General features: G+C 41.3%; 18 protein-coding genes. All 18 read left to right on the top strand.

From position 1 onward, the window contains the following. Window positions 1-34: 34 nt before the first annotated feature. The 18 genes from ACH0AK_RS07230 (at window position 35) to ACH0AK_RS07145 (ending at window position 18,796) form a co-directional block, all read left to right on the top strand. On the top strand, window positions 35-418 hold the full coding sequence (locus tag ACH0AK_RS07230) for a sigma-70 RNA polymerase sigma factor region 4 domain-containing protein (protein ID WP_499796831.1): 384 nt from the start codon (window positions 35-37) through the stop codon (window positions 416-418). Window positions 419-619: 201 nt separating this feature from the next. Then, entirely contained in the window at window positions 620-949 is a 330-nt protein-coding gene (locus tag ACH0AK_RS07225) for a hypothetical protein (RefSeq protein WP_499796830.1), read from the top strand. A 161-nt stretch (window positions 950-1,110) separates the two neighbouring features. Then, on the top strand, window positions 1,111-1,863 hold the full coding sequence (gene terS, locus ACH0AK_RS07220) for a phage terminase small subunit (RefSeq protein ID WP_499796829.1): 753 nt from the start codon (window positions 1,111-1,113) through the stop codon (window positions 1,861-1,863). After that, window positions 1,845-3,176, top strand: coding sequence for a PBSX family phage terminase large subunit (locus tag ACH0AK_RS07215; protein ID WP_499796828.1), 1,332 nt, complete (start codon window positions 1,845-1,847; stop codon window positions 3,174-3,176). The genes terS and ACH0AK_RS07215 overlap by 19 nt, the downstream gene beginning before the upstream one ends. Before the next feature lie 11 nt (window positions 3,177-3,187). Further along, on the top strand, window positions 3,188-4,771 hold the full coding sequence (locus ACH0AK_RS07210; RefSeq protein ID WP_499796827.1) for a phage portal protein: 1,584 nt from the start codon (window positions 3,188-3,190) through the stop codon (window positions 4,769-4,771). Between the two features lie 4 nt (window positions 4,772-4,775). Further along, window positions 4,776-5,924: a phage minor capsid protein gene (locus ACH0AK_RS07205; protein WP_499796826.1), complete on the top strand. Its 1,149-nt coding sequence runs from the start codon at window positions 4,776-4,778 to the stop codon at window positions 5,922-5,924. Window positions 5,925-6,006: 82 nt separating this feature from the next. After that, window positions 6,007-6,573 carry a phage scaffolding protein gene (locus tag ACH0AK_RS07200; protein WP_499796825.1) on the top strand — a complete coding sequence of 189 codons (567 nt, stop codon included), beginning with the start codon at window positions 6,007-6,009 and terminating at the stop codon, window positions 6,571-6,573. Window positions 6,574-6,585: 12 nt separating this feature from the next. Then, on the top strand, window positions 6,586-7,695 hold the full coding sequence (locus ACH0AK_RS07195; RefSeq protein WP_499796824.1) for a phage major capsid protein: 1,110 nt from the start codon (window positions 6,586-6,588) through the stop codon (window positions 7,693-7,695). 29 nt (window positions 7,696-7,724) lie between these two features. Further along, complete coding sequence (locus ACH0AK_RS07190) at window positions 7,725-8,180, top strand: head-tail connector protein (protein WP_499796823.1); 456 nt, start codon at window positions 7,725-7,727, stop codon at window positions 8,178-8,180. Then, entirely contained in the window at window positions 8,177-8,512 is a 336-nt protein-coding gene (locus tag ACH0AK_RS07185) for a putative minor capsid protein (protein WP_499796821.1), read from the top strand. Before ACH0AK_RS07190 ends, ACH0AK_RS07185 begins: the two co-directional genes overlap by 4 nt. Continuing rightward, complete coding sequence (locus tag ACH0AK_RS07180; RefSeq protein ID WP_206855059.1) at window positions 8,512-8,877, top strand: minor capsid protein; 366 nt, start codon at window positions 8,512-8,514, stop codon at window positions 8,875-8,877. The genes ACH0AK_RS07185 and ACH0AK_RS07180 overlap by 1 nt, the downstream gene beginning before the upstream one ends. Continuing rightward, a complete protein-coding gene (locus ACH0AK_RS07175) occupies window positions 8,877-9,275 on the top strand; it encodes a phage tail terminator protein (RefSeq protein ID WP_207699872.1) in 399 nt (132 codons plus the stop codon). Before ACH0AK_RS07180 ends, ACH0AK_RS07175 begins: the two co-directional genes overlap by 1 nt. Continuing rightward, on the top strand, window positions 9,276-9,794 hold the full coding sequence (locus ACH0AK_RS07170) for a phage tail tube protein (protein ID WP_023520360.1): 519 nt from the start codon (window positions 9,276-9,278) through the stop codon (window positions 9,792-9,794). It abuts the gene before it with no gap. Window positions 9,795-9,848: 54 nt separating this feature from the next. After that, the gene (locus ACH0AK_RS07165) at window positions 9,849-10,229 is read left to right on the top strand and encodes a hypothetical protein (RefSeq protein ID WP_242543245.1); all 381 of its coding nucleotides are present in this window, start codon (window positions 9,849-9,851) and stop codon (window positions 10,227-10,229) included. 4 nt (window positions 10,230-10,233) lie between these two features. Continuing rightward, a complete protein-coding gene (locus ACH0AK_RS07160; RefSeq protein WP_206855051.1) occupies window positions 10,234-10,815 on the top strand; it encodes a Gp15 family bacteriophage protein in 582 nt (193 codons plus the stop codon). Next, window positions 10,802-15,724 (top strand): tape measure protein, encoded by a 4,923-nt coding sequence (locus tag ACH0AK_RS07155; RefSeq protein WP_499796819.1) that lies wholly within the window; start codon window positions 10,802-10,804, stop codon window positions 15,722-15,724. The genes ACH0AK_RS07160 and ACH0AK_RS07155 overlap by 14 nt, the downstream gene beginning before the upstream one ends. Next, window positions 15,717-16,472: a phage tail protein gene (locus ACH0AK_RS07150; protein ID WP_499796818.1), complete on the top strand. Its 756-nt coding sequence runs from the start codon at window positions 15,717-15,719 to the stop codon at window positions 16,470-16,472. Before ACH0AK_RS07155 ends, ACH0AK_RS07150 begins: the two co-directional genes overlap by 8 nt. Beyond that, on the top strand, window positions 16,469-18,796 hold the full coding sequence (locus ACH0AK_RS07145; RefSeq protein ID WP_499796817.1) for a phage tail spike protein: 2,328 nt from the start codon (window positions 16,469-16,471) through the stop codon (window positions 18,794-18,796). Before ACH0AK_RS07150 ends, ACH0AK_RS07145 begins: the two co-directional genes overlap by 4 nt.

Raw genomic sequence — 18,796 nt, 5'->3', positions numbered from 1 at the left:
GGTGATTCGCATATATGAATGGGTGACTACATTAATGGCCATCGATCAGGAACTGTATGAATTGCAGCTTGCCCTCGATTTGAATGAAGTAGAATTGCATCGCTGGCAAAATTATTCTAATAACGATGGTGATTTAGCTAAACATCATACCTTTTTAACAGCTTTACAAAAGCAAGCAAGGCTCAAGGAAGTGATTGAATCATTGGCAAAAAGAGAAGAAGAACTGAAAAAGCAAAGGCAAGATATTATTGATACGATTGAAAAGTTTCAGGGGCTAGATCAGCGTATACTTAAAATGAAATATGTGGAAGGTATGACACTAGAATCAGTTGCTGAAGAGACTGGGTATACCTATCAATATATAAGAAGTAGACACGCAGACATCATGAAGATGATACGATTTAGCAAAAATGTATAATACGTTGTCAACACAGATTCAACAGACGTATTGATTTTTACGTGTTATTCTAATATTGTCGAAAAATATGAAAGACAGCACAACTTTTTGAAGCGAGGTGGATCATCTCATTTCGAAATTCGCTAGTGCTGTCTTTTTGTTATCCACTTTCGATCCTTTATTTGGTATGATGTTTGTATTGAACGATAAGGAGAGTTTTAAATGAAAGAGCGTGTTTGGTTAGCATGGGTATTTCTGCCGTTAATTATGGTTGCAATTCTATTTTTTCTTTGCAGAAGCGATGGAATTATCATCAATGGTGTTATAGGAGTCCTGGTAGGAGCTTCATTCGTAGGATTAGACTATAATGCTAGAAAAATGGGTAGAGAAGAAAACAAGAATTATAAGTATCGCATAATGCTATTCTTATTGATTTTAGGCGGATTTTTAATGGTAGTTAGTAATTATTTAGGTAATGATGCAGTTATTATGTTATTTACGACTTTCTTTTTGGTTAAAGAAATATATGAATATTGGATCGGAAAAGAATAGATAAGAAAACAAACACCTAACTAACCTTAGGTGTTTTTATTATGCCCCGAAGGAGTGATGAATATCAGGATGCTATTAAGAATTAAAGGCGCGGTATTTATGCGGCATAATTTTCCGAAACGAAACTCAACCAATAAAGAATGTGAGGTGGTGTGTAATGGATGGCAAGACAACGTGATCCCAAACGTGATCAGGCGTTTGAATTATTTGAAAAGTCTAAAGGAACAATTGCTAATCGGGAAATTGCGAAACAATTAGATGTTCACGAAAAGACAATATCAGCTTGGAAGTCTCGTGATAAATGGAATGCAGTACTACAAAGCGGTAAATGTAGTACTGCAAAAGATGATTGTAGTACTACAAATAAAGGTGGGGCACCTCCGAGCAACAAAAATGCAGTTGGCAACAAGGGTAATAGCCGAGCATCCCCTCCAAAAGGAAACAAAAATGCCTTCAAGCATGGATTGTTTGCCAAAATCATACCTAAGGAATCCCTGCAGATTGCACAAGAACTTGCAGACAGTGATCCGGCAGATATCCTTTGGAACAACATCATGATCCAATACGCTGCTATCATAAGAGCGCAAGAGATCATGTTTGTGTCAGATCGTGACGACCTATCAAAAGAAGAGTCTGGATGGACGTCTGGTGACGGTGGCAGCAGTTCTACAATGCAGGTCCAATATGCATGGGACAAGCAAGCGAATTTCTTGAAGTCTCAATCAAGGGCAATGATGACTTTGTCAAATTTGATCAAGCAATTCGTCACGCTAGCTGACGAGCAAGACGAGCGCCGCAAGAAATTGGAACTTATGGATGCGCAGATCGCTAAGCTTGAAGCGAGCATGCCAGAAAGTGGCGAAGATGACGGCGAACCAATCATCATAGAAGATCCATGGAGGAAACAATCTTGAGAAAAAAATTTAGAGTACTTAAAGAAATCAATCCTCATTTTATGGAGGTTTGGAAAGCTGAAAAGCCGTATAACATTCTGAAAGGCGGTCGGAACTCTTTCAAGTCTTCCGTGGTGGCATTACTACTCGTTTCATTGTTGATCCCCTATATAATCAGAAAAAAGAAAGCAAATATCGTTGTCCTGAGAAAAGTAGGGAATACGATTCGGGATTCTGTGTTTGAAAAAATGCAATGGGCTTTAGGAATGTTTTTTATTTTAAAACGATTTGATACCACAGTCAGTCCGTTTAAGATCATCCATCGCAAGACTGGCAGCACGATTTACTTTTACGGCCAAGATGACTTCCAAAAGCTCAAGTCTAATGACATTGGCGACATTATCGCTGTTTGGTACGAGGAAGCAGCTGAGTTTAAAAGTGCAGAAGAGTTTGATCAATCAAATATCACGTTTATGCGACAAAAGCATGAGGATGCGGATTTCGTCCGGTTTTACTGGTCTTACAATCCGCCACGCAATCCCTACGAGTGGATAAATGACTGGGCACTAGAAAAAGAAACAGATCCCGATTACTTGGTCCACCATTCTAGCTATCTAAATGATGAACTTGGTCATGTAGAAGATCAAATGCTTAAGGTGATCAATCGAACGAAGGAAAATGACTACGACTATTATCGCTACCTTTACCTTGGGGAGCCTGTGGGGCTTGGCGATAACGTTTATAATATTCATAATTTGAATCCATTAGAGGAAGTACCGAGCGACGATTATATCGTGGCTCTTTTTTATGCCCTTGATGGTGGGCACATCAATTCTGCAACGACTTGCTTGTGTTTAGGACTGACCCAGAAAGGGAACGTCATTCTATTAGACACCTATTACTATTCACCTGCAGGCAAGGTCGATAAATTGGCGCCCACACAGCTATCTCGTATCTTGTACAAGTTTATTGATCGCACGTCTAAGATGCCAGTGTGCAACAATGCACCGATTGTAAACCTAACGATCGATGGCGCTGAGGGTGCTTTGAGAAATCAGTACTACTATGACCATGAAATCAGGTGGAACCCAGTGGCTAAATTAAAAAAAGAAGCCATGATCGACTATGCAACGAACCTGTTTTCCCAAGGGCGTTTCTTTTATGTCGACAACGAGAACAACAAGGTTTTTGTTGAAGAGCATAAGAAATACCGCTGGGATGAGAAAAAGGTTGCTAAAGGCATTCCAGAAGTTGTTAAGGAAGATGACCACACCTGCGATGCATTCCAGTATTTCTGTATTGATAATGCCAAAGAATTAGGATTGACGGTCTAGGAGGTGATCATTTGAGGATCGTAGACAACATTAAAAAATGGATTGGAAAGGGGGCCGCTCTTATCAATAAGCAAGAGTTTCAATCTGTATTTGATCATCCCAAGATTGATGCAGATCCAAAAGAGTTTGAGCGTATCGCTGAGAGTTTTCGCTACTATCGCGGCGAGTACGGCATTATCAACTACACCAATAGCAAACAGAACCAGAGGACACGACGGTTCTCTACGGTCAACATGGCCAAGAAGGTGGCTGCAGAATATGCAAAAGTTTTGTTCAATGAACAAGCAGAAATCATAGTCGGTGAAGTGAAGGACGAGAACGGCAAAGAAGTTGCGAATCCTCTGAATGACTGGATTCAACATGTTCTTGAGCATAACGACTTCAAGAAGAACCTAAGCCGTTATTTGGAGCCTGCGATGGCACTAGGTGGGCTAGCTGTCCGACCATATTTCAACAAGGACTCACAGGAGATTGAGTTTTCTTGGGCACTTGCTGATGCATTCTATCCGTTGCGTAGTAATACCAACAAGATCAGTGAATGCGCAATCCCATTCCGGACCACTGAAACAGTCGGAGATACGACTTACTATTACACCAAGCTAGAATTTCATGAGTGGGTATGGGACGAGAAAATGCAAAAACATAAATACGTTGTGACAAATGAGTTATACGAAAGCGAGTCACCGGACATTTTAGGGAAACAAGTTGCTTTGAAAAAGCAGTACCCGAAACTGGCTGAGAAAGCAATCTTCTACAACATGTCACGACCACAATTTGCCTATTTAAAACCTGCAGGCTTCAACAACATCCATCCATATAGTCCATTAGGGCTAGGTGTTTATGACAACTCGAAAAACACGTTAGACCGCCTGAATTTAACATTTGACGAGTTCAATATGGAGATCAAGCGCGGCAGACGTCGGATTGCAGTCAGTGAGATGTTGATGAAAGGCAAGGTTGATCATCGGACGAACGAAATCACCGATTTTTTTGATGATGATGAAGATGTCTTTGTGAGAGTGCCCGGTAGCAAAATGGATGACATGACGATCAAGGATCTGACATCTGACATTCGAACAACTGAATACGTTGCAGCGATCAATCATCATTTGCGTACGTTAGAGATGGAGACCGGTCTATCCACTGGCACCTTTACTTTTAATGGTGAAGGAATCCGTAGCACGAAAACGGCCACTGAGGTGGTCAGCGAGAACTCACAGACGTATCAATCACGTAACATGCATGAAAAAGAATTGCGAAAGTTCATTCAAGAGTTGATCATCTCGATTTGCGAGCTTGGAACCAACGTAAAAAATGCAACTGGCCAAAAGGTCTATAGTGGCGAAATACCTGCAGCTGAAATCATCGGTGTTGACTTAGACGATGGTGTTTTCCTTAATAAGGATGCCGAAGTAAATCAATTTCTGCGGTTGAGAAACGCGGGCATCATACCGGGGTGGTACGTGTTGGCCAAAACCAAAGACATGCCGGAAGATGTGGCAAAACGTCTTTACGCTGAAGCGTTGAAGGACGATTTCAATATGATGACCAGGGGCGACTTGCCAACAACAGGAATCGATGATTACGAGGAGTGATTGAATGACAATTACACCGAAGCAATTAGAGATTGAAGCCTCATATGTCCAAGATGCCTACATGGCGATGGAAGATGAGATCATGAAGATGCTTGTCCGTCAGTTGAACAAGCCGACAAGAACGCCGCTCACAGAAGACAACGCATTCCGATGGAAGATTGAAAAGATGCAACAATTAAACTTGTTGAATCAAAAATCGTTGCAGCAGCTGGTCAATGAAACAAGTCAGTATTCCTATGATCAGCTTCGTAAAATCATTGTGGATATGGGGTTTGAAGTCGTTTCGGACATCGACAAGGATTTGACAAAGCAAACAGGAAAAGAACCACCACCACGAACGGAGATCGACAACGTGATGGAGTCGTATTTCAATCAACAATGGCGGGATCTCGACAACCATGTCAATCAAACGCTGATCGACACCAATTATCCTAACAATCCACTGGCCAAGATGTATCAGCAAGTTTTAAATGATACGGTTGCCAAAATCATTGGCGGCGCTAAAACGCCACAGCAAGCGCTCAGAGAGTCGATCTATGCGATGGTGGAAAAAGGGGTGATGACGACCTTTATCGACAAGGCAGGGCGCGAGTGGAGCCTTGAGCGTTACGTCCGGATGGTTTTGAAAGCCACAACGCATCGAGTCTATCAGGATCTGCGACTTAAGCGAGGGCTAGAGCATGGCATTGTTACTGCGCTAATGAGTAGTCATACGGCTGCACGTCCAGCTTGTGCGCATATCCAAGGTGGATGGGTCTTACTAGTGCGTACAGAGGATGCGCCAAAAGAGCTGAGGCATATCTCGTCAATCTATGATCATGGCTATGGTGAGCCTGATGGCACACAAGGGATAAACTGCAGACATCGGCTGTACATTCAAATCTATGATCCGAATCTCGACGTCCATATGAAACAATATGATCCAAAACAAGCGATTGACAATGCGGACCTAGTTGCCAAGCAACGCCGAATGGAAGTCGCTATTCGGCGTGCGAAGAGGCAACTGAATGCTGCCATGACAATCGAAAACAAGGAAGATGTTCAACACTTTAAAAAGCTGATCCGACGACGTCAAGCGTCACTACGAGCATTTATCAATGAGCACGATCAATTGTTGCGTCGAGATTATTCGAGAGAACAAGTTTATTCGTAATACCCAGACCTGCACGGATGTCTCAAAAAGACGGACTCAAAGTGGTAGTTGCCACTCAAAAAATTCTTAGGAGGAACCAGCAATGAAGAAAGACGATTTGATCAATTTAGGTATTGATGAAGAAACAGCCAAAAGTGTAATGGCGCTTCACGGAAAGACTGTAACACAACTTAATGCACAAGTAGCTACCGCTGAAAGCGAGCGTGACAGTGCAAAGCAGGAGCTGAAAGACAATCAATCGGAATTGGACACGTTGAAAGAGGCTGCAAAAGGCAACAAGGAACTGGAACAGCAATTTGCTGATTTACAAGCAAAATTTGACGAGTCAAAAGCGAATTCTGAAAAGCAACTTGCGGACCAACAAAAAGATTTCGCTATTCAATTAGCCTTAAAAGAAGCAGGAGCACAAGACGAGGCTATCGTTCTTGGTTTATTAGACCGTGACACGATCAAAGTTGCCGATGGCAAGCTACAAGGCTTTGAAGAACAAGTCAAAACGCTGAAAGAACAAAAAGCGTTCTTGTTTCAAGACGATTCCGGAAACAACGATCCCGACTTTGTTTCATCGGGTAATCCGATGGGTGGGAAAGTTAAAACAGGTGCTGAACCGCCACAAGGGAAACTAAACGAATACCGAATCACAAAATAAAGGAGAATCCACATGAAGAAAAAATTATTGATTCCAATGAATCTGCAGTATTTTGGAACACCATCATTTGATCCAGACACTGTTACCATGCAGAGCGCACGTACAGGGGATATTCCTCGTAATATTTCTGATCAAATCTTGACAGAAGTCAAACAAGGCAGCTCAATCATGCGTCTAGCAAAAGAAGTTCGAATGACTAAGCCAATCGAAGAATTCACCTACATGACCGGAGTCGGTGCTTACTGGGTAGCTGAGGCTGAGCGCATTCAAACCAGCAAACCTCGTTTCGTGAAGGCAGAAATGCGCGCGTACAAATTAGGGGTTATTATCCCTACCACTCAGGAAAACTTAGATTATTCTGTGACGAATTTCTTTGAATTAATGCGCCCTGAAGTTGCAGAAGCCTTCTCTAAAAAGTTTGATCAGTCTACTTTCACCGGAGTTGAGTCACCATTCAAACAAAACATTTTGAAGGCCGCAAAAGATTCCGGGAATGTCGTTCAAGAATCAGCAAACAAATATGACGATATCAATGAAGCAATCGCCTTTATCGAAGAAGTGGACATGGAACCTAATGGAATTGCGACTTCTCGATCTCAACGTGTGAAATATCGTTCGACCAAAGACAACAACGGCATGCCAATTTTCAACACTGCCAATTCTAATGGCGTAGATGATATTTTGGGCTTGCCATTAGCTTACACGCCTAAGAATACGCTAGGACCGAATGTGGCTGAATTAGTCGCTGATTGGGACTACGCTTATTATGGTGTGTTGAAAGGCTTAGAGTATAAGATTCTTGATCAAGCGACCTTGACTACAGTTGAAGCATCTGATGGTGCAGCAATCAACTTAGCTGAACGTGACATGATTGCGTTGCGAGCAACGATGACTGTTGGATTTATGGTGGTGAAAGACGAAGCCTTCTCTGTTGTCGAAAAAGCAGAAAATGATAAGACTAAGTCCAATGAAGAAAACGGCACTCGATCAGCGACTGGCGAGATTCCACTTGAGCAATTGAAAAAAGAAGAATTGCAACAGTTACTGCATGCTAGCGGAATCGAGTTTCCAAGTGATGCGAAAAAAGATGATCTGATCAACTTGTTAAAAGAGAGTGAATAACCACTCTCTTTTTTCATGGAGGTGAAACCATGGAACGAATACGACGTAAGGCGTTGAACGAAATCTTTGACGATCAGGAAAGCATCGAGCCATGTGGCTACTTGTCTCTTAAAGAGTATAAACGCTTGGTGGATAAAGAAACAGAACTGACTGAAAAAGATTTCCGAAAGCTTCTGAGAAAAGCTAGTGCATTATTGGACATCCAAACGAGACGTTTTTATCAGAGGAATGATCTCGAGTCAGATATTCCGATGCGGCGCGATGCATTCAAGTTGGCTGTTGCTTATCAAATTGAGTACATGCATGAGGCTGAGGCCACTACAACGTTCGGCATGCAAGAGCCTGACAGCTGGTCCATTGGTCGGATGAGTGTTTCTAAAAGCAAAGGTGGTTCGTCATCGACAAACGAAGTATCCCTGCTTTCTGGGGACGCTATGCTGCAGTTATCTGGCACAGGCCTGTTATATCGTGGGGTGAGTCGATGAGAATGCCACCAAAACGTTTTTTCCCTCATGCAATGATCTATCGGAAGAAAATTGGTGTAACCCCAAGAGGTGAGCCTATTCTTGAGGATGAGCTTGTCATTGAGCATGTCCGCTTTGATGACACAGTCAAGTTTGAGCCGAGGGATGTCGATGGGAAAGTACAAACGCCCAATGCATTGATTTCTATGGTGAAGAAATACACTGGACCATTACTAGAATTTTCAGTTGCAGACCAAATTGAGATCTTTGGCAAACATTACACTATCGCAAAAGTTGTACCGCTGAATGCTGATTCACCTGATCCTTTCGGCTATGAAATTGAGGTGGTCTGATGAGTGGGATCAAGATTGACATTGATCTAGGTGGTGTCCGATCAAAGCTTAGTGAAGATAACTTGGGGCTTGGTCAGTTGAACATGGCCAACCGGATGCTACAAACCATGAACGAAAATGTGGTGCCATGGGACACGATGCATTTGCGTGACACTGGCCAAGTATCTGGTCGGGGAAGTCAGCTGATATTTGATGCGCCATATGCAGGTCCGCAGTATTATGGCGGCCGAAAGCATCCAGTAACTGGTGTATGGATCCCATTTGTCAATAAGCAGCCCGGAACCGGTCCATTTTGGGATGAAGCAGCGAAACCCTTATTCATGAGTGATTGGTTACAGGCATTTAAGATTGGAGCGAAACTATAATGGATTTTATAGATCGGCTACAGGAAGTAGCCAGTAAAATCGATGTGCCGGTGATTATCCAAGCCATCGATCAGGAGGAGTCAATTCGGTTGGCACCACTACCGGGAGGCCGAACAGTCAAATCGTACATGAATGGGGACAAGGTCAAGGAATTGCCGTTTGAATTTCGGTTCAAGACCCAAAACTTTTCTGGCGACCGTGTCATCTATCAGCTTTCTGAGATTTTAGAAAATGTGAAATCTATCCCATCTGAAGATGGTTCTTATCAATTCATGGCTTTGACAATTTCCAATGAACCCTTTTTGCTTGGTCAAGACGATAAAAAGTTCTTCTATTATCGATTAGTCGTCCAAGCAAAACTCTATTTTAAAAATAAACCACAGGAGAGTGAAGACTAAATGAAAAATGTAAACAGTGAACGTGGTCATTTTATTGCGCCATTTACGAATATCGCTACACCACCAACAGAAGCTGCGTGGGTAGAATTGGCAGATGGAATTGAAGACATTTCTGATGCGACAACGGAAACAACAGAGGAAAAAGCTTACTACAACGGCGTGAAAACAAACATGGTCAATAGTGTATCTGGAGCTTATAACGTATCTGGTGACTATGATTCTGAAGATAAAGCACAAAAAATTATTGCAGACATGAAGTATAAAACCGGCATTGGTCGTAAAGTTTGGCATCGTGTTGTCAGTGCTGACAAGACAAAACAATGGACTGGACATGCGACAGTGACAGACATTGTGGCTGGATCTGGTGCAGCGGATGCAACGGAAGATTTTTCTTGTACAATTACCTTCGATGCAACACCGACGGAAGGTGTTCCGGGATCCGGTGGTAATAACGCAGATGTGTCTTTGAATTCTGCACCAACAAACACTAAAGCAAACAAGAAAGAAGAGACTAAGTAAGAGGAGCGATTATCGCTTCTCTTTTTTACATACCAACGAATGGAGGAAACAAACATGGTAAAAATCCAAGTGAAAAAAACACAACTACCAATTGAGATTGGCGAACACACATTTTATATTGATACATCCGAAAAAGGAGCAGAAGCCTTTTGGAAATTAGTTTCAAATTATGCGACAAAGTCTGCAAAGATCACTGAAAAACTGGAAAAAGAGATGATCAAACCGGAAACAGCTGACAGGAAGGCGCATGAAGAATTAGAAAAAGTGATGGATCAGCTTTTAGGAGATGGCGCATTTAACAAGTTGTTTAAGCTTTCGCCTGACTACACATTGATCTCTGAGTACTACATGGAGATTTGTTCCGCAGTAGGAGAAGAGCTTGGCGGACGAAAAAAACAATTCTTCGATAAAATGCAGCGTTACTTAGAAGGATAGAGCAATGAAACTACAGTATCGATTAGAAGACACGGTGGAAATCGAAGGCGTTAGTTATCCGATCGATCTTTCTTTCGATACGGTGCTACGTCTTTTTGACTTGTTAAAGGATCCGATTTTGACGGAACCAGAAAAAATTGTTCTGGGTTTACAGCTTTTATTAGGTGTTTCGTTTTTGTATGACATTGAAACACAAAATACGATTTTTTTATCAATCTTGGAAACTTTTGATATTTGGGAAAAACCAAAGCCACGTTATGACAAGAAGGGCAACCAATTAAAACCAAAAATGAAAGAGATTGCGGACCAGCATTTTTCTTTTGATTATGATGCGCCAAATATTTACGCAGCATTTTATCAATCATACGGTATCGATCTATTTGAGGAACGAGGGAAGATGCGATGGGAGAAGTTTATTGCCTTGTTTGGAGGATTACCAGATGAAACTAGGTTTAGACAGATCGTGTCGATAAGGACGAGGAAAATGCCAACAGGAAAAGGAAATAAAGAAGCAAAAGATGAACTAAGAAAATTGAAGAAACTCTATGCACTACCGAAAGAAGGTGAAGAAGATGAGTCGAAGTGATGGTAAGGTAACGATCGACATAATCGTCAACGGCAAACAGGTCACGAAAGAAATTGACACGGTCGAACAAGGCTTTTCCAGACTGGGTAAAAATGCCGATGATGTCATGAAAAAAGTCGGGTCTGACATGGGTGCGAATACTGAATCAGGAGCAAAATCGGCAAATCAAGCAGTAGATTCTGTCGAAAAGACCGTATCAGGTTTAGGAAAGACGACCGAATCTGCAACAGCTAAAGCTGGTAAGTCAATCGGTGATAACTTTGATACAGGTGCCAAGGATGCCAATCAAGCGACTGATAGCGTGGCTAAAGGAGTGGCAGACCTAACCGCCACGACGAGCACTGAACTAGCTAAGTCAGGACGTATCATGGGTGAATCCTTTGATTCTGGCGCCAAAAATGCCAATCAGGCCAATGAAAGTGTCGTTAAATCAGTCACAAGCTTGGTTTCTTCTGTGGAATCTTCTGCACCAACAATGGGGCGTAGTATTAGTGAAACTTTTCTAAGTGCTGCTAAGGATTCTGAAACTTCTACAGATTCTATTACGAAATCTGTGAATCAAATGGTACCGCAAGTCGATTTATCAGCCACAAAAGCCGGGAAAAGCATTGCTGAAAATTTTGATTCCGGAGCGAAATCATCAATTGCAGCTCTTGATAGCGTTGGTAAATCAGGAAGTTCGTTACTAAATAGTGTGGAGAGTTTTTCTAATAAATCAGGTCGAGCAATTGCTGAATCGTTTGAATCTGGTGCTAAACAAGCCAATAATGCCACGGAAAGTATTGGGAAAACAGCTTCGAAAATGGTACCGCCTGTGGAACTGTCTGCTACCAAAGCCGGGAAAAGCATTTCAGAAAGTATTGAAGCCGGAGCCAAACATGGATCAAGTGCATTAGGATCTGCCGTTGATGCTATGAAGGGGCATTTATTGGCCCTACAAGAGTACGCAGATACCACTGGGAGTAAGTTAGGTGATTCTTTTGAGAAGCCTAATCCTAGTGCCAATCTGTTAACTGGTAGTGTTGGGAAATTAAGCGCAGCGATGTTGATCACAAAAGGAGCAACTACAGCACTAACGATGGCTAAAGGTTCATTAGATGGTGCATTTGGTCGTATTGATACTTTGAATAACTTTGAAAATACGATGACTCGATTAACTGGTAGCTCAGAAGAAGCCGCTGCAGGGATGGAAGGCGTTCGAGATGTCGTTGTTGGTACAAACTACATGCTTGATAGTGCGGCACAGACCGTTCAACGTTTAGTTATGCAAAATGGTTCATTAGAACAATCGACGAAAAGTTATCAAATCTGGGGTGATGCAGTTGCCATGTATGGTGATGGCGCTGCAGAAACAATGGATAATGTGATGGATGCCATGATCCAGATGCGAGCCACCGGTACCGTAAACATGGCTCAAATGGATCGGATGGTCCGTCGTGGTGTTGATCCTTGGAAAATCTATGAAGATGCAACTGGCATGAGTATGCAGAGTATTCGTGATGCGTTGCGTGATGGCGAAATTAGTGCCAATGAGTTTTTTGATACGGTTGAACAGGCGATGCGTGATGGTGGGAATGAATTCACCTCGGTTTCTGGGATGGCTCAACAAGCTGGGGATACTTGGGCAGGGTCGTTTGCCAATATGGCTACTGCAACAAGTCGAGGAACAGCAAACATTATCGCATCTATGGACGAAGCATTTGGCAAAACTCGCTTTGGCTCAATGAAAGAAAATATTCAAGGGTTTGGTAAAACTTTTGAAGGGGCGTTGAATAGTATCGCTGGTGTCATCCCTCCGGTTGTTTCGGCTATTGATATGATGGCTGGTGGGGTTATTGCTGTGAAAGACGCAGCTGTGACGGCAGCACCTGTAATTATCGGATTAGGAACTGCATTTGGTGGACTACTTATTGTACAGAAAGCAGTAGTTGCTACAGCATCTTATGTTCAGATGTTGAAATACCTGACCGGTGCAACTTCTGGTGCGACGATGGCTAAAAAAGTTGATGCAGTTGCTACAAAACTGGGAATCAGTCTCAACTTACAGAACGCCACCACCACTAAAGCGGTTGTCGCAGCAAACATTTCCAATGCAGCTTCACTAAAAGGGGCAGCAGCTGCCCAAAAAACCTATGCGATTGCTGCTGGTGCTTCTGCAGTAGCGAAGAAAGCATTAGCGGCTGCTAGTATTCTGTTAAATCCTGTGGTCGCAGGCACTGCGGTTGCACTTGGTTTAGCTGGAGTTGCGGCCGCCAAAATGGGCATAGATTTCTTTGCAGCTCGTAAAAAAGCCAAAGAATTAGCTAGTGAATTAGATGGATTAAAAGGCGATCTTGATAGCGTAGAAAAGTCAACCCAGTCCAGTGCAAAAGAATTTGAATCACAAGCTAAAGTGATCGAGTCGAATACAGAAAGAAACAAGGATCTAGCAGCTGAATTACAAAGGCTTTCAGCAATTGAAGATAAATCGGCTGCGGATAAAAAATTGATGGCTGATACAGTTGATGAACTGAATAATTCAGTGACTGGTCTAAATCTCTCTTACGACGAAGAAACAGGCCTGCTTAATGCAACCACAGAAGAAATAAACAAACGAATTGAAGCTTCTAAAGGAATGGAAGAAGTCAATCGGCTAACCGAACGACAAAAGACGTTGAATCAAGAAGCTGCAGACATTGAATCCTCATTAACTGAAGTAGCCAAAGAACGTATGAGATTGGAGCAAGAAGCCTCAGAATCTGGCGTGGATGGAAAGAAAAAGGTTAAAGAATCACTGGAAGGACTCTCTCAAAAGGAAGATGAACTTCAAAGTTTACTTGTTGAAAATCAATCTGAACGAAATCAATTGTACACGGAGGAGCAAGAAAAAAGGCGAGCAGTCGCAGAGACAGTCTCAGAAGCTAATTCTCAGATGATTACTTCATGGAATGTTCTATCTGATGCACAACAAGCTGCCTTGGAATCTATGAATAGCATGTACAAAAAGCTGGTAGAAGAATCAGGAAATGCTTTTAAGCAGATTGAACAACAAGAAGCAATCAGCTTGGATCAAATGAAGGAAAATCTACAAAAAAATGCTGAAGCTATGAGAACGTGGTCGACCAATGTTGCCATTTTGGCGAAGGCCGGTGTAGATGATGGCATTATTATGCAACTTGAAAAATTAGGTCCAGCAGGTGCATTACAAACGCAACAGATGGTAGATGAGATGGGATTAAATCTTGGTTCATTAGCGGAGTTAGGTGGAGAACATACAAAAACCCTGCTGGAACAAATGGGTCTTCATATGGAGGACCTACCAAAAATGTCAGCTGAACAATCGGCGTGGTTTGTTGAAAATTTAGATCTTGAATTAGGTAAATTACCAGAAACAGCACAACAGCACATTAGTGATTTAAATGGGACTGCGGACGCAACGATGAAGCAAGCGATGGCGAGTATGGCAAATATCGTTGGTGAAGAAACGGAAACTGTTGCTGAAAAATTTGGATTAGTTCCAGAAAAAAGTGAGGCATCTTTACGCAGAGGAACAGAGGGGCAAGATTTTGCACAGTGGGGACGTCAACCTGTCGAAGAAATTGGGGATGGGATGGTAGAAGCAACCCCCAAAGTAGAGGAAGCAGCAAAGGAAGTTGCTCAAACGCCAGAGAGAGTGATGGGCCCTCAACTAGAACAAACAGACTATGCCTCAATGGGTGCAGCACCACCAACAAAATTTGGGCAAGGAATTTTAGATAATATTACTTCAGTAGAAGAAGCTTCTAAAGAAGTAGCTAATGTTCCGGAACAAACGATTAGAGAAACCGTGGGGATCGATAAATATATTTCTCTGGGGCATCCTGTTGGTGAAGGCACAAGTCAAGGTGTACGTGAAGGAAAACCACAAGTAGAATCTGCAGCAAAAGAGATTGCGATGGTTCCAGAAAATATTTTAAACAACGAAATGACTGCTAGTAACTACAATAAAAATGGTCAAGATGTTGGTGCCGGATCTGCCAAAGGAATAAAGGATAGTCAAGGGGCTGTCCAAAAAGCAGCGAAAGAAATTGCACTAGTACCAGGGAATGAAATTTCCACACACATGAATCAACAAGAATACCAAAAACATGGAGAAAAGGTAGGTAAAGGCACAAGCCAAGGTATCGCTGATACCGCCCCTCAGGCAGTTTCTGAAATCAATAAAATGACGGAAGAGATGGTCAAGACATCCAATGAAGGATCTAAAAAAATGCAGGAAGTTTTTGAAAAACTAACTAAGGAGTTAGATAAAACTTTACAAAGTCTTCCTAAGATTGCCACAGCAGCTATGCGTGAATCAAATCAGGCCTATCGTGATGGGATGCAGGGTGCAAATGACATTATCCGTGAGGGTGCACAACAGATGCCTAATCAAATGAATCATCTACCTGATCAGTTTTATCGCATTGGTCAAAACTCTATGATCGGTTTAAACAATGGATTAATTGCCGGGCAAGCTCAAGTTCTTAGCACTGCAGCTTCCATCGCTAATCAAGTGGCACAAACGATGCAACGAGCTTTAGATATCAATTCACCATCCAAAGTGATGGAGATGGATGTGGGACGGTGGATCCCTGCCGGAATTGGTGAAGGGATTGAGCGATTCAAGCATTTAGCGTTAGATGCCATTGAGGATTTAGGTGCCCAGCTTGTCTTGCCGAATATTCAAGCTGAGTCGGTGGCGATTGCAGGGAACGCTGATTTTGGTCGAGCTCTGCCAGTTTCTACAAATGAATCACGTACTACTAATCGAACGATCCATAACACTCCTCATATTGATATACATTTTGGCGAAATCACAATCGTTGATGATCGTGACATCGAGGAGTTAGCAAAAGATTTAGCTCAGAATACAACTGATGAATTAAGGAGGACGTTAAGAGATGTCTAACGAACCCTATTTTGAATTTAATGGACAGTCATCACTACAACACCGAATGACATTTTTGGATGACATTTATTTTGTTTCACCGGAAACAGCACTTCAATTTGAAGAAGTTGACGCTCGACAAGGAAGTTTGGTTTATAGTGAGAACCGTTACAAAGATATCAGAAAAATATTTCCTGTTGAAATACAACGACAAAATGATCAATCACTTATGCAACAACTACAAACAATCAATCGTTGGGTAAAAGAGCCCAAAAATTATCAACCTTTCTTTCTATCATTAAATCCTAATTATATGTATCAAGCGATCTGTTATGAAGAAATAACTATTGCTGATCAGTCAAAAGATTGGATGGATATACGAATTCCTTTTCGCTTTGCACCTGTAATGTATAGCATAGACGGATTGCAACCTAGAAGTATTCAAAGTGGTATTCAGCTTGAAAATCCAGAGCTAGAAATTGCATATCCCCTTATTCAATTCCACTATAACGCTACTTCAGATGCGACATTAAGTATAGGTGGGAGACAATACCGTATTTTGCGTTCCGCAGGAACAGGTTTAGTCACAATAGATAGTGAGAACGGATTAGCCTATCGAGAAGGAAATATCAATCTTTCAAGCAGTATCCTTATCCATACAGATGGCTACCATCCGCCCATATTAAACCCTGGGCTGACTACGATCACATTTACTAATCAGTTGACTAATGTGCGAATCACACCTAGATGGAGGGCGATAGCTATATGAGCATACCTATTTTATATAATAAGAACAATAATGACTATACAACATTAGGAATCGGACCTTTAATTCATGCAGGAAAAGTGTTGGTAACGAGGATTAGAAATGATTTTCCATTTTTGACTTTCACTTATCCAATGTTTTCTCCTTTGTTTAAAGAATTAGAACCAGGGAAAAAGGTTGTAGCAGATGTAGGTCCTGGAAAACGATCAAAAAGCCAACGATTTGAAATTGTAAGGGTAACTAAACCACAAAATGGTATTGTAACGATTTATGCTGAACATATCAGTGCAATCGTGGGTAAAACTGGCATTCTGAAAGGGAGCCAGTTTTCTGGAGTATCTGCTCAATTCGCTTTAAATCAATGGCTTAATTTATTAGTACCCCGACGAGATCTATCAGTATATAGTGATGTGGGAACAAACGCTTCAATAGATTTTTCGGAAATTGGCCATTTTCAAAATGCACAAGAAGCTTTAGGTGGAAAGCAGGGTTCAATCTTACAAAATTTCGGTGGAGAATATATCTTTGATAACAATGAAATTCGATTAATGAGTAGTGCTGGGAAAAACTCAGGAGTGGTCATTTCTTACGGAAAAAATCTGAAAGATTTGGTTCAAGAAAATAGTATTGCAAGCACATATACGTCGGTCTATCCCTATGCAAGAGATCCTGAAAAAGATGGAGAAGTATTACTACTTCCGGAAATTTATATTGATGGCCCTCATCTAGATAAATTTCCGGACAGGCTAATTCAAATGGTCGATTTCAGTGATAAAGAGCCTCAATCGGTCGCAGAATTAAGAACGTTAACAACGCAATTTATTCAAAATAATCAAGTTGGCGTGCCACATGTGAATCTTAAGCTAAAGTATGTCGATTTAGCTAAAGCGACAATGAATGAACAACATGCTTTATTAGAGGAATTAGAGCTTTGCGATATAGTAACAGTTGCATTTAATGAACTTGAGATTAATACCACAGCAAAAATAGTTGGCACAGTCTGGAACGTTCTTTTAGATGAGTATGATTCATTAGAAATAGGCGATATTAGAGGCACGATGAGTTCATCCATCAAAGAACAAGAAAAAGAGAGAGAACGATTAGAAAATGGAATAAAATGGCTGCAACAGGCACAAAAAGAAGCTTCCAATATTTTAAATAATCCACCAAAAGGACACGTGGTTATACATCCTTCCTTATCGGAACCGCAAGAGATACTTATCATGGATACGGAAAATATCAATACCGCACGTAATGTATGGCGATGGAATGCTGGTGGATTAGGATTTAGTTCAACAGGATACAATGGTAATTACGGTTTAGCAATGACCAATAATGGTGCGATTGTTGCAGATAGAATAACTACAGGAACGCTAAGGGCAATCAACATTATAGGGGTGGCAATTTCAGGAAGTACTTTTGAGACAACCGGCAGTTCTCGAAGACTGTTATTACAAAATGGAGAAATCACGTCATTTATTTCAAATGTTCGACAGATGTTGTTGTCAGGAAATTCGTTTACTTTTTATCATGCAAATAACAGAGAAGCAATGAGACTAGGTAGGGCTAGTATCACCTTTTTTAACGAATCAGGAGTCCAATCGGGTCTTTTAGCAGCAGGAACCAATGCCGGAACTGGTCAATGGCAGATGCATTTTTCTGCAGTCAATGGGAGTAATGTAGCTTTGGGTTCACAGTCAAGCAACAATAGTCTTTATACAAACCGTTTAATTGTTCACAGTGGTAGTAATGCGCGAATAGATCAAACAAGAACACTCTTTAATAACCATCACATTGAAACAGCACAATTGTTGAATTGTCGAGTTCGTGCAGGAAGCTTTACGGTTTCCAATAATGTGAATTATCAAGTGTATTCAAATATTCATATGAATGGTTTTTCTATTACAGGACAATCAGACATTCGATTGAAAAAAAATATTACCCCTTCAAAAGTAAATGGAATTAAAGAAACTAAAAAAATTAAAGTGATAGATTTTGAATGGAAAGAAGATTACAGGCCCAGTCAAAAGAGAGTAGTAGAAGAAATTGGTGTTGATGATAGTCCAGAAATTTCCATTCAAAAAAATGTTGTAGCCAGAAAAAATCCTCAAGGAAAACAATTTGGTATTGCGGCACAAAGTTCTGCATTTTTACAAGAACAAAATGCAGAAGAAGGTTCACATTATTTACTGATCAATCAAACAAAGCAGATCCATTTAAATACAAAAACTAATCAAGAATTGATTGAAATTGTCGAAGATCAAGAAAAACGTATAGAAAGCTTAGAAGAAAAATTGAATTTTATTATGGAAAGAGTGGAGGGGTGA

The sequence above is a fragment of the Enterococcus pernyi genome (assembly GCF_045371165.1).
GTDB lineage: Bacteria > Bacillota > Bacilli > Lactobacillales > Enterococcaceae > Enterococcus_B > Enterococcus_B pernyi.
Note: the sequence above shows the minus strand (reverse complement) of the source record. Positions and strands in the feature narration are given on the sequence as shown.

Bases quoted from the DNA above. Each gene is read 5' to 3' on its own strand.
- ACH0AK_RS07230 (WP_499796831.1), top strand. From the start codon at position 35: ATGGCCATCGATCAGGAACTGTATGAATTGCAGCTTGCCCTCGATTTG.
- ACH0AK_RS07225 (WP_499796830.1), top strand. From the start codon at position 620: ATGAAAGAGCGTGTTTGGTTAGCATGGGTATTTCTGCCGTTAATTATG.
- terS (WP_499796829.1), top strand. From the start codon at position 1,111: ATGGCAAGACAACGTGATCCCAAACGTGATCAGGCGTTTGAATTATTT.
- ACH0AK_RS07215 (WP_499796828.1), top strand. From the start codon at position 1,845: ATGGAGGAAACAATCTTGAGAAAAAAATTTAGAGTACTTAAAGAAATC.
- ACH0AK_RS07205 (WP_499796826.1), top strand. From the start codon at position 4,776: ATGACAATTACACCGAAGCAATTAGAGATTGAAGCCTCATATGTCCAA.
- ACH0AK_RS07200 (WP_499796825.1), top strand. From the start codon at position 6,007: ATGAAGAAAGACGATTTGATCAATTTAGGTATTGATGAAGAAACAGCC.
- ACH0AK_RS07195 (WP_499796824.1), top strand. From the start codon at position 6,586: ATGAAGAAAAAATTATTGATTCCAATGAATCTGCAGTATTTTGGAACA.
- ACH0AK_RS07190 (WP_499796823.1), top strand. From the start codon at position 7,725: ATGGAACGAATACGACGTAAGGCGTTGAACGAAATCTTTGACGATCAG.
- ACH0AK_RS07185 (WP_499796821.1), top strand. From the start codon at position 8,177: ATGAGAATGCCACCAAAACGTTTTTTCCCTCATGCAATGATCTATCGG.
- ACH0AK_RS07180 (WP_206855059.1), top strand. From the start codon at position 8,512: ATGAGTGGGATCAAGATTGACATTGATCTAGGTGGTGTCCGATCAAAG.
- ACH0AK_RS07175 (WP_207699872.1), top strand. From the start codon at position 8,877: ATGGATTTTATAGATCGGCTACAGGAAGTAGCCAGTAAAATCGATGTG.
- ACH0AK_RS07170 (WP_023520360.1), top strand. From the start codon at position 9,276: ATGAAAAATGTAAACAGTGAACGTGGTCATTTTATTGCGCCATTTACG.
- ACH0AK_RS07165 (WP_242543245.1), top strand. From the start codon at position 9,849: ATGGTAAAAATCCAAGTGAAAAAAACACAACTACCAATTGAGATTGGC.
- ACH0AK_RS07160 (WP_206855051.1), top strand. From the start codon at position 10,234: ATGAAACTACAGTATCGATTAGAAGACACGGTGGAAATCGAAGGCGTT.
- ACH0AK_RS07155 (WP_499796819.1), top strand. From the start codon at position 10,802: ATGAGTCGAAGTGATGGTAAGGTAACGATCGACATAATCGTCAACGGC.
- ACH0AK_RS07150 (WP_499796818.1), top strand. From the start codon at position 15,717: ATGTCTAACGAACCCTATTTTGAATTTAATGGACAGTCATCACTACAA.
- ACH0AK_RS07145 (WP_499796817.1), top strand. From the start codon at position 16,469: ATGAGCATACCTATTTTATATAATAAGAACAATAATGACTATACAACA.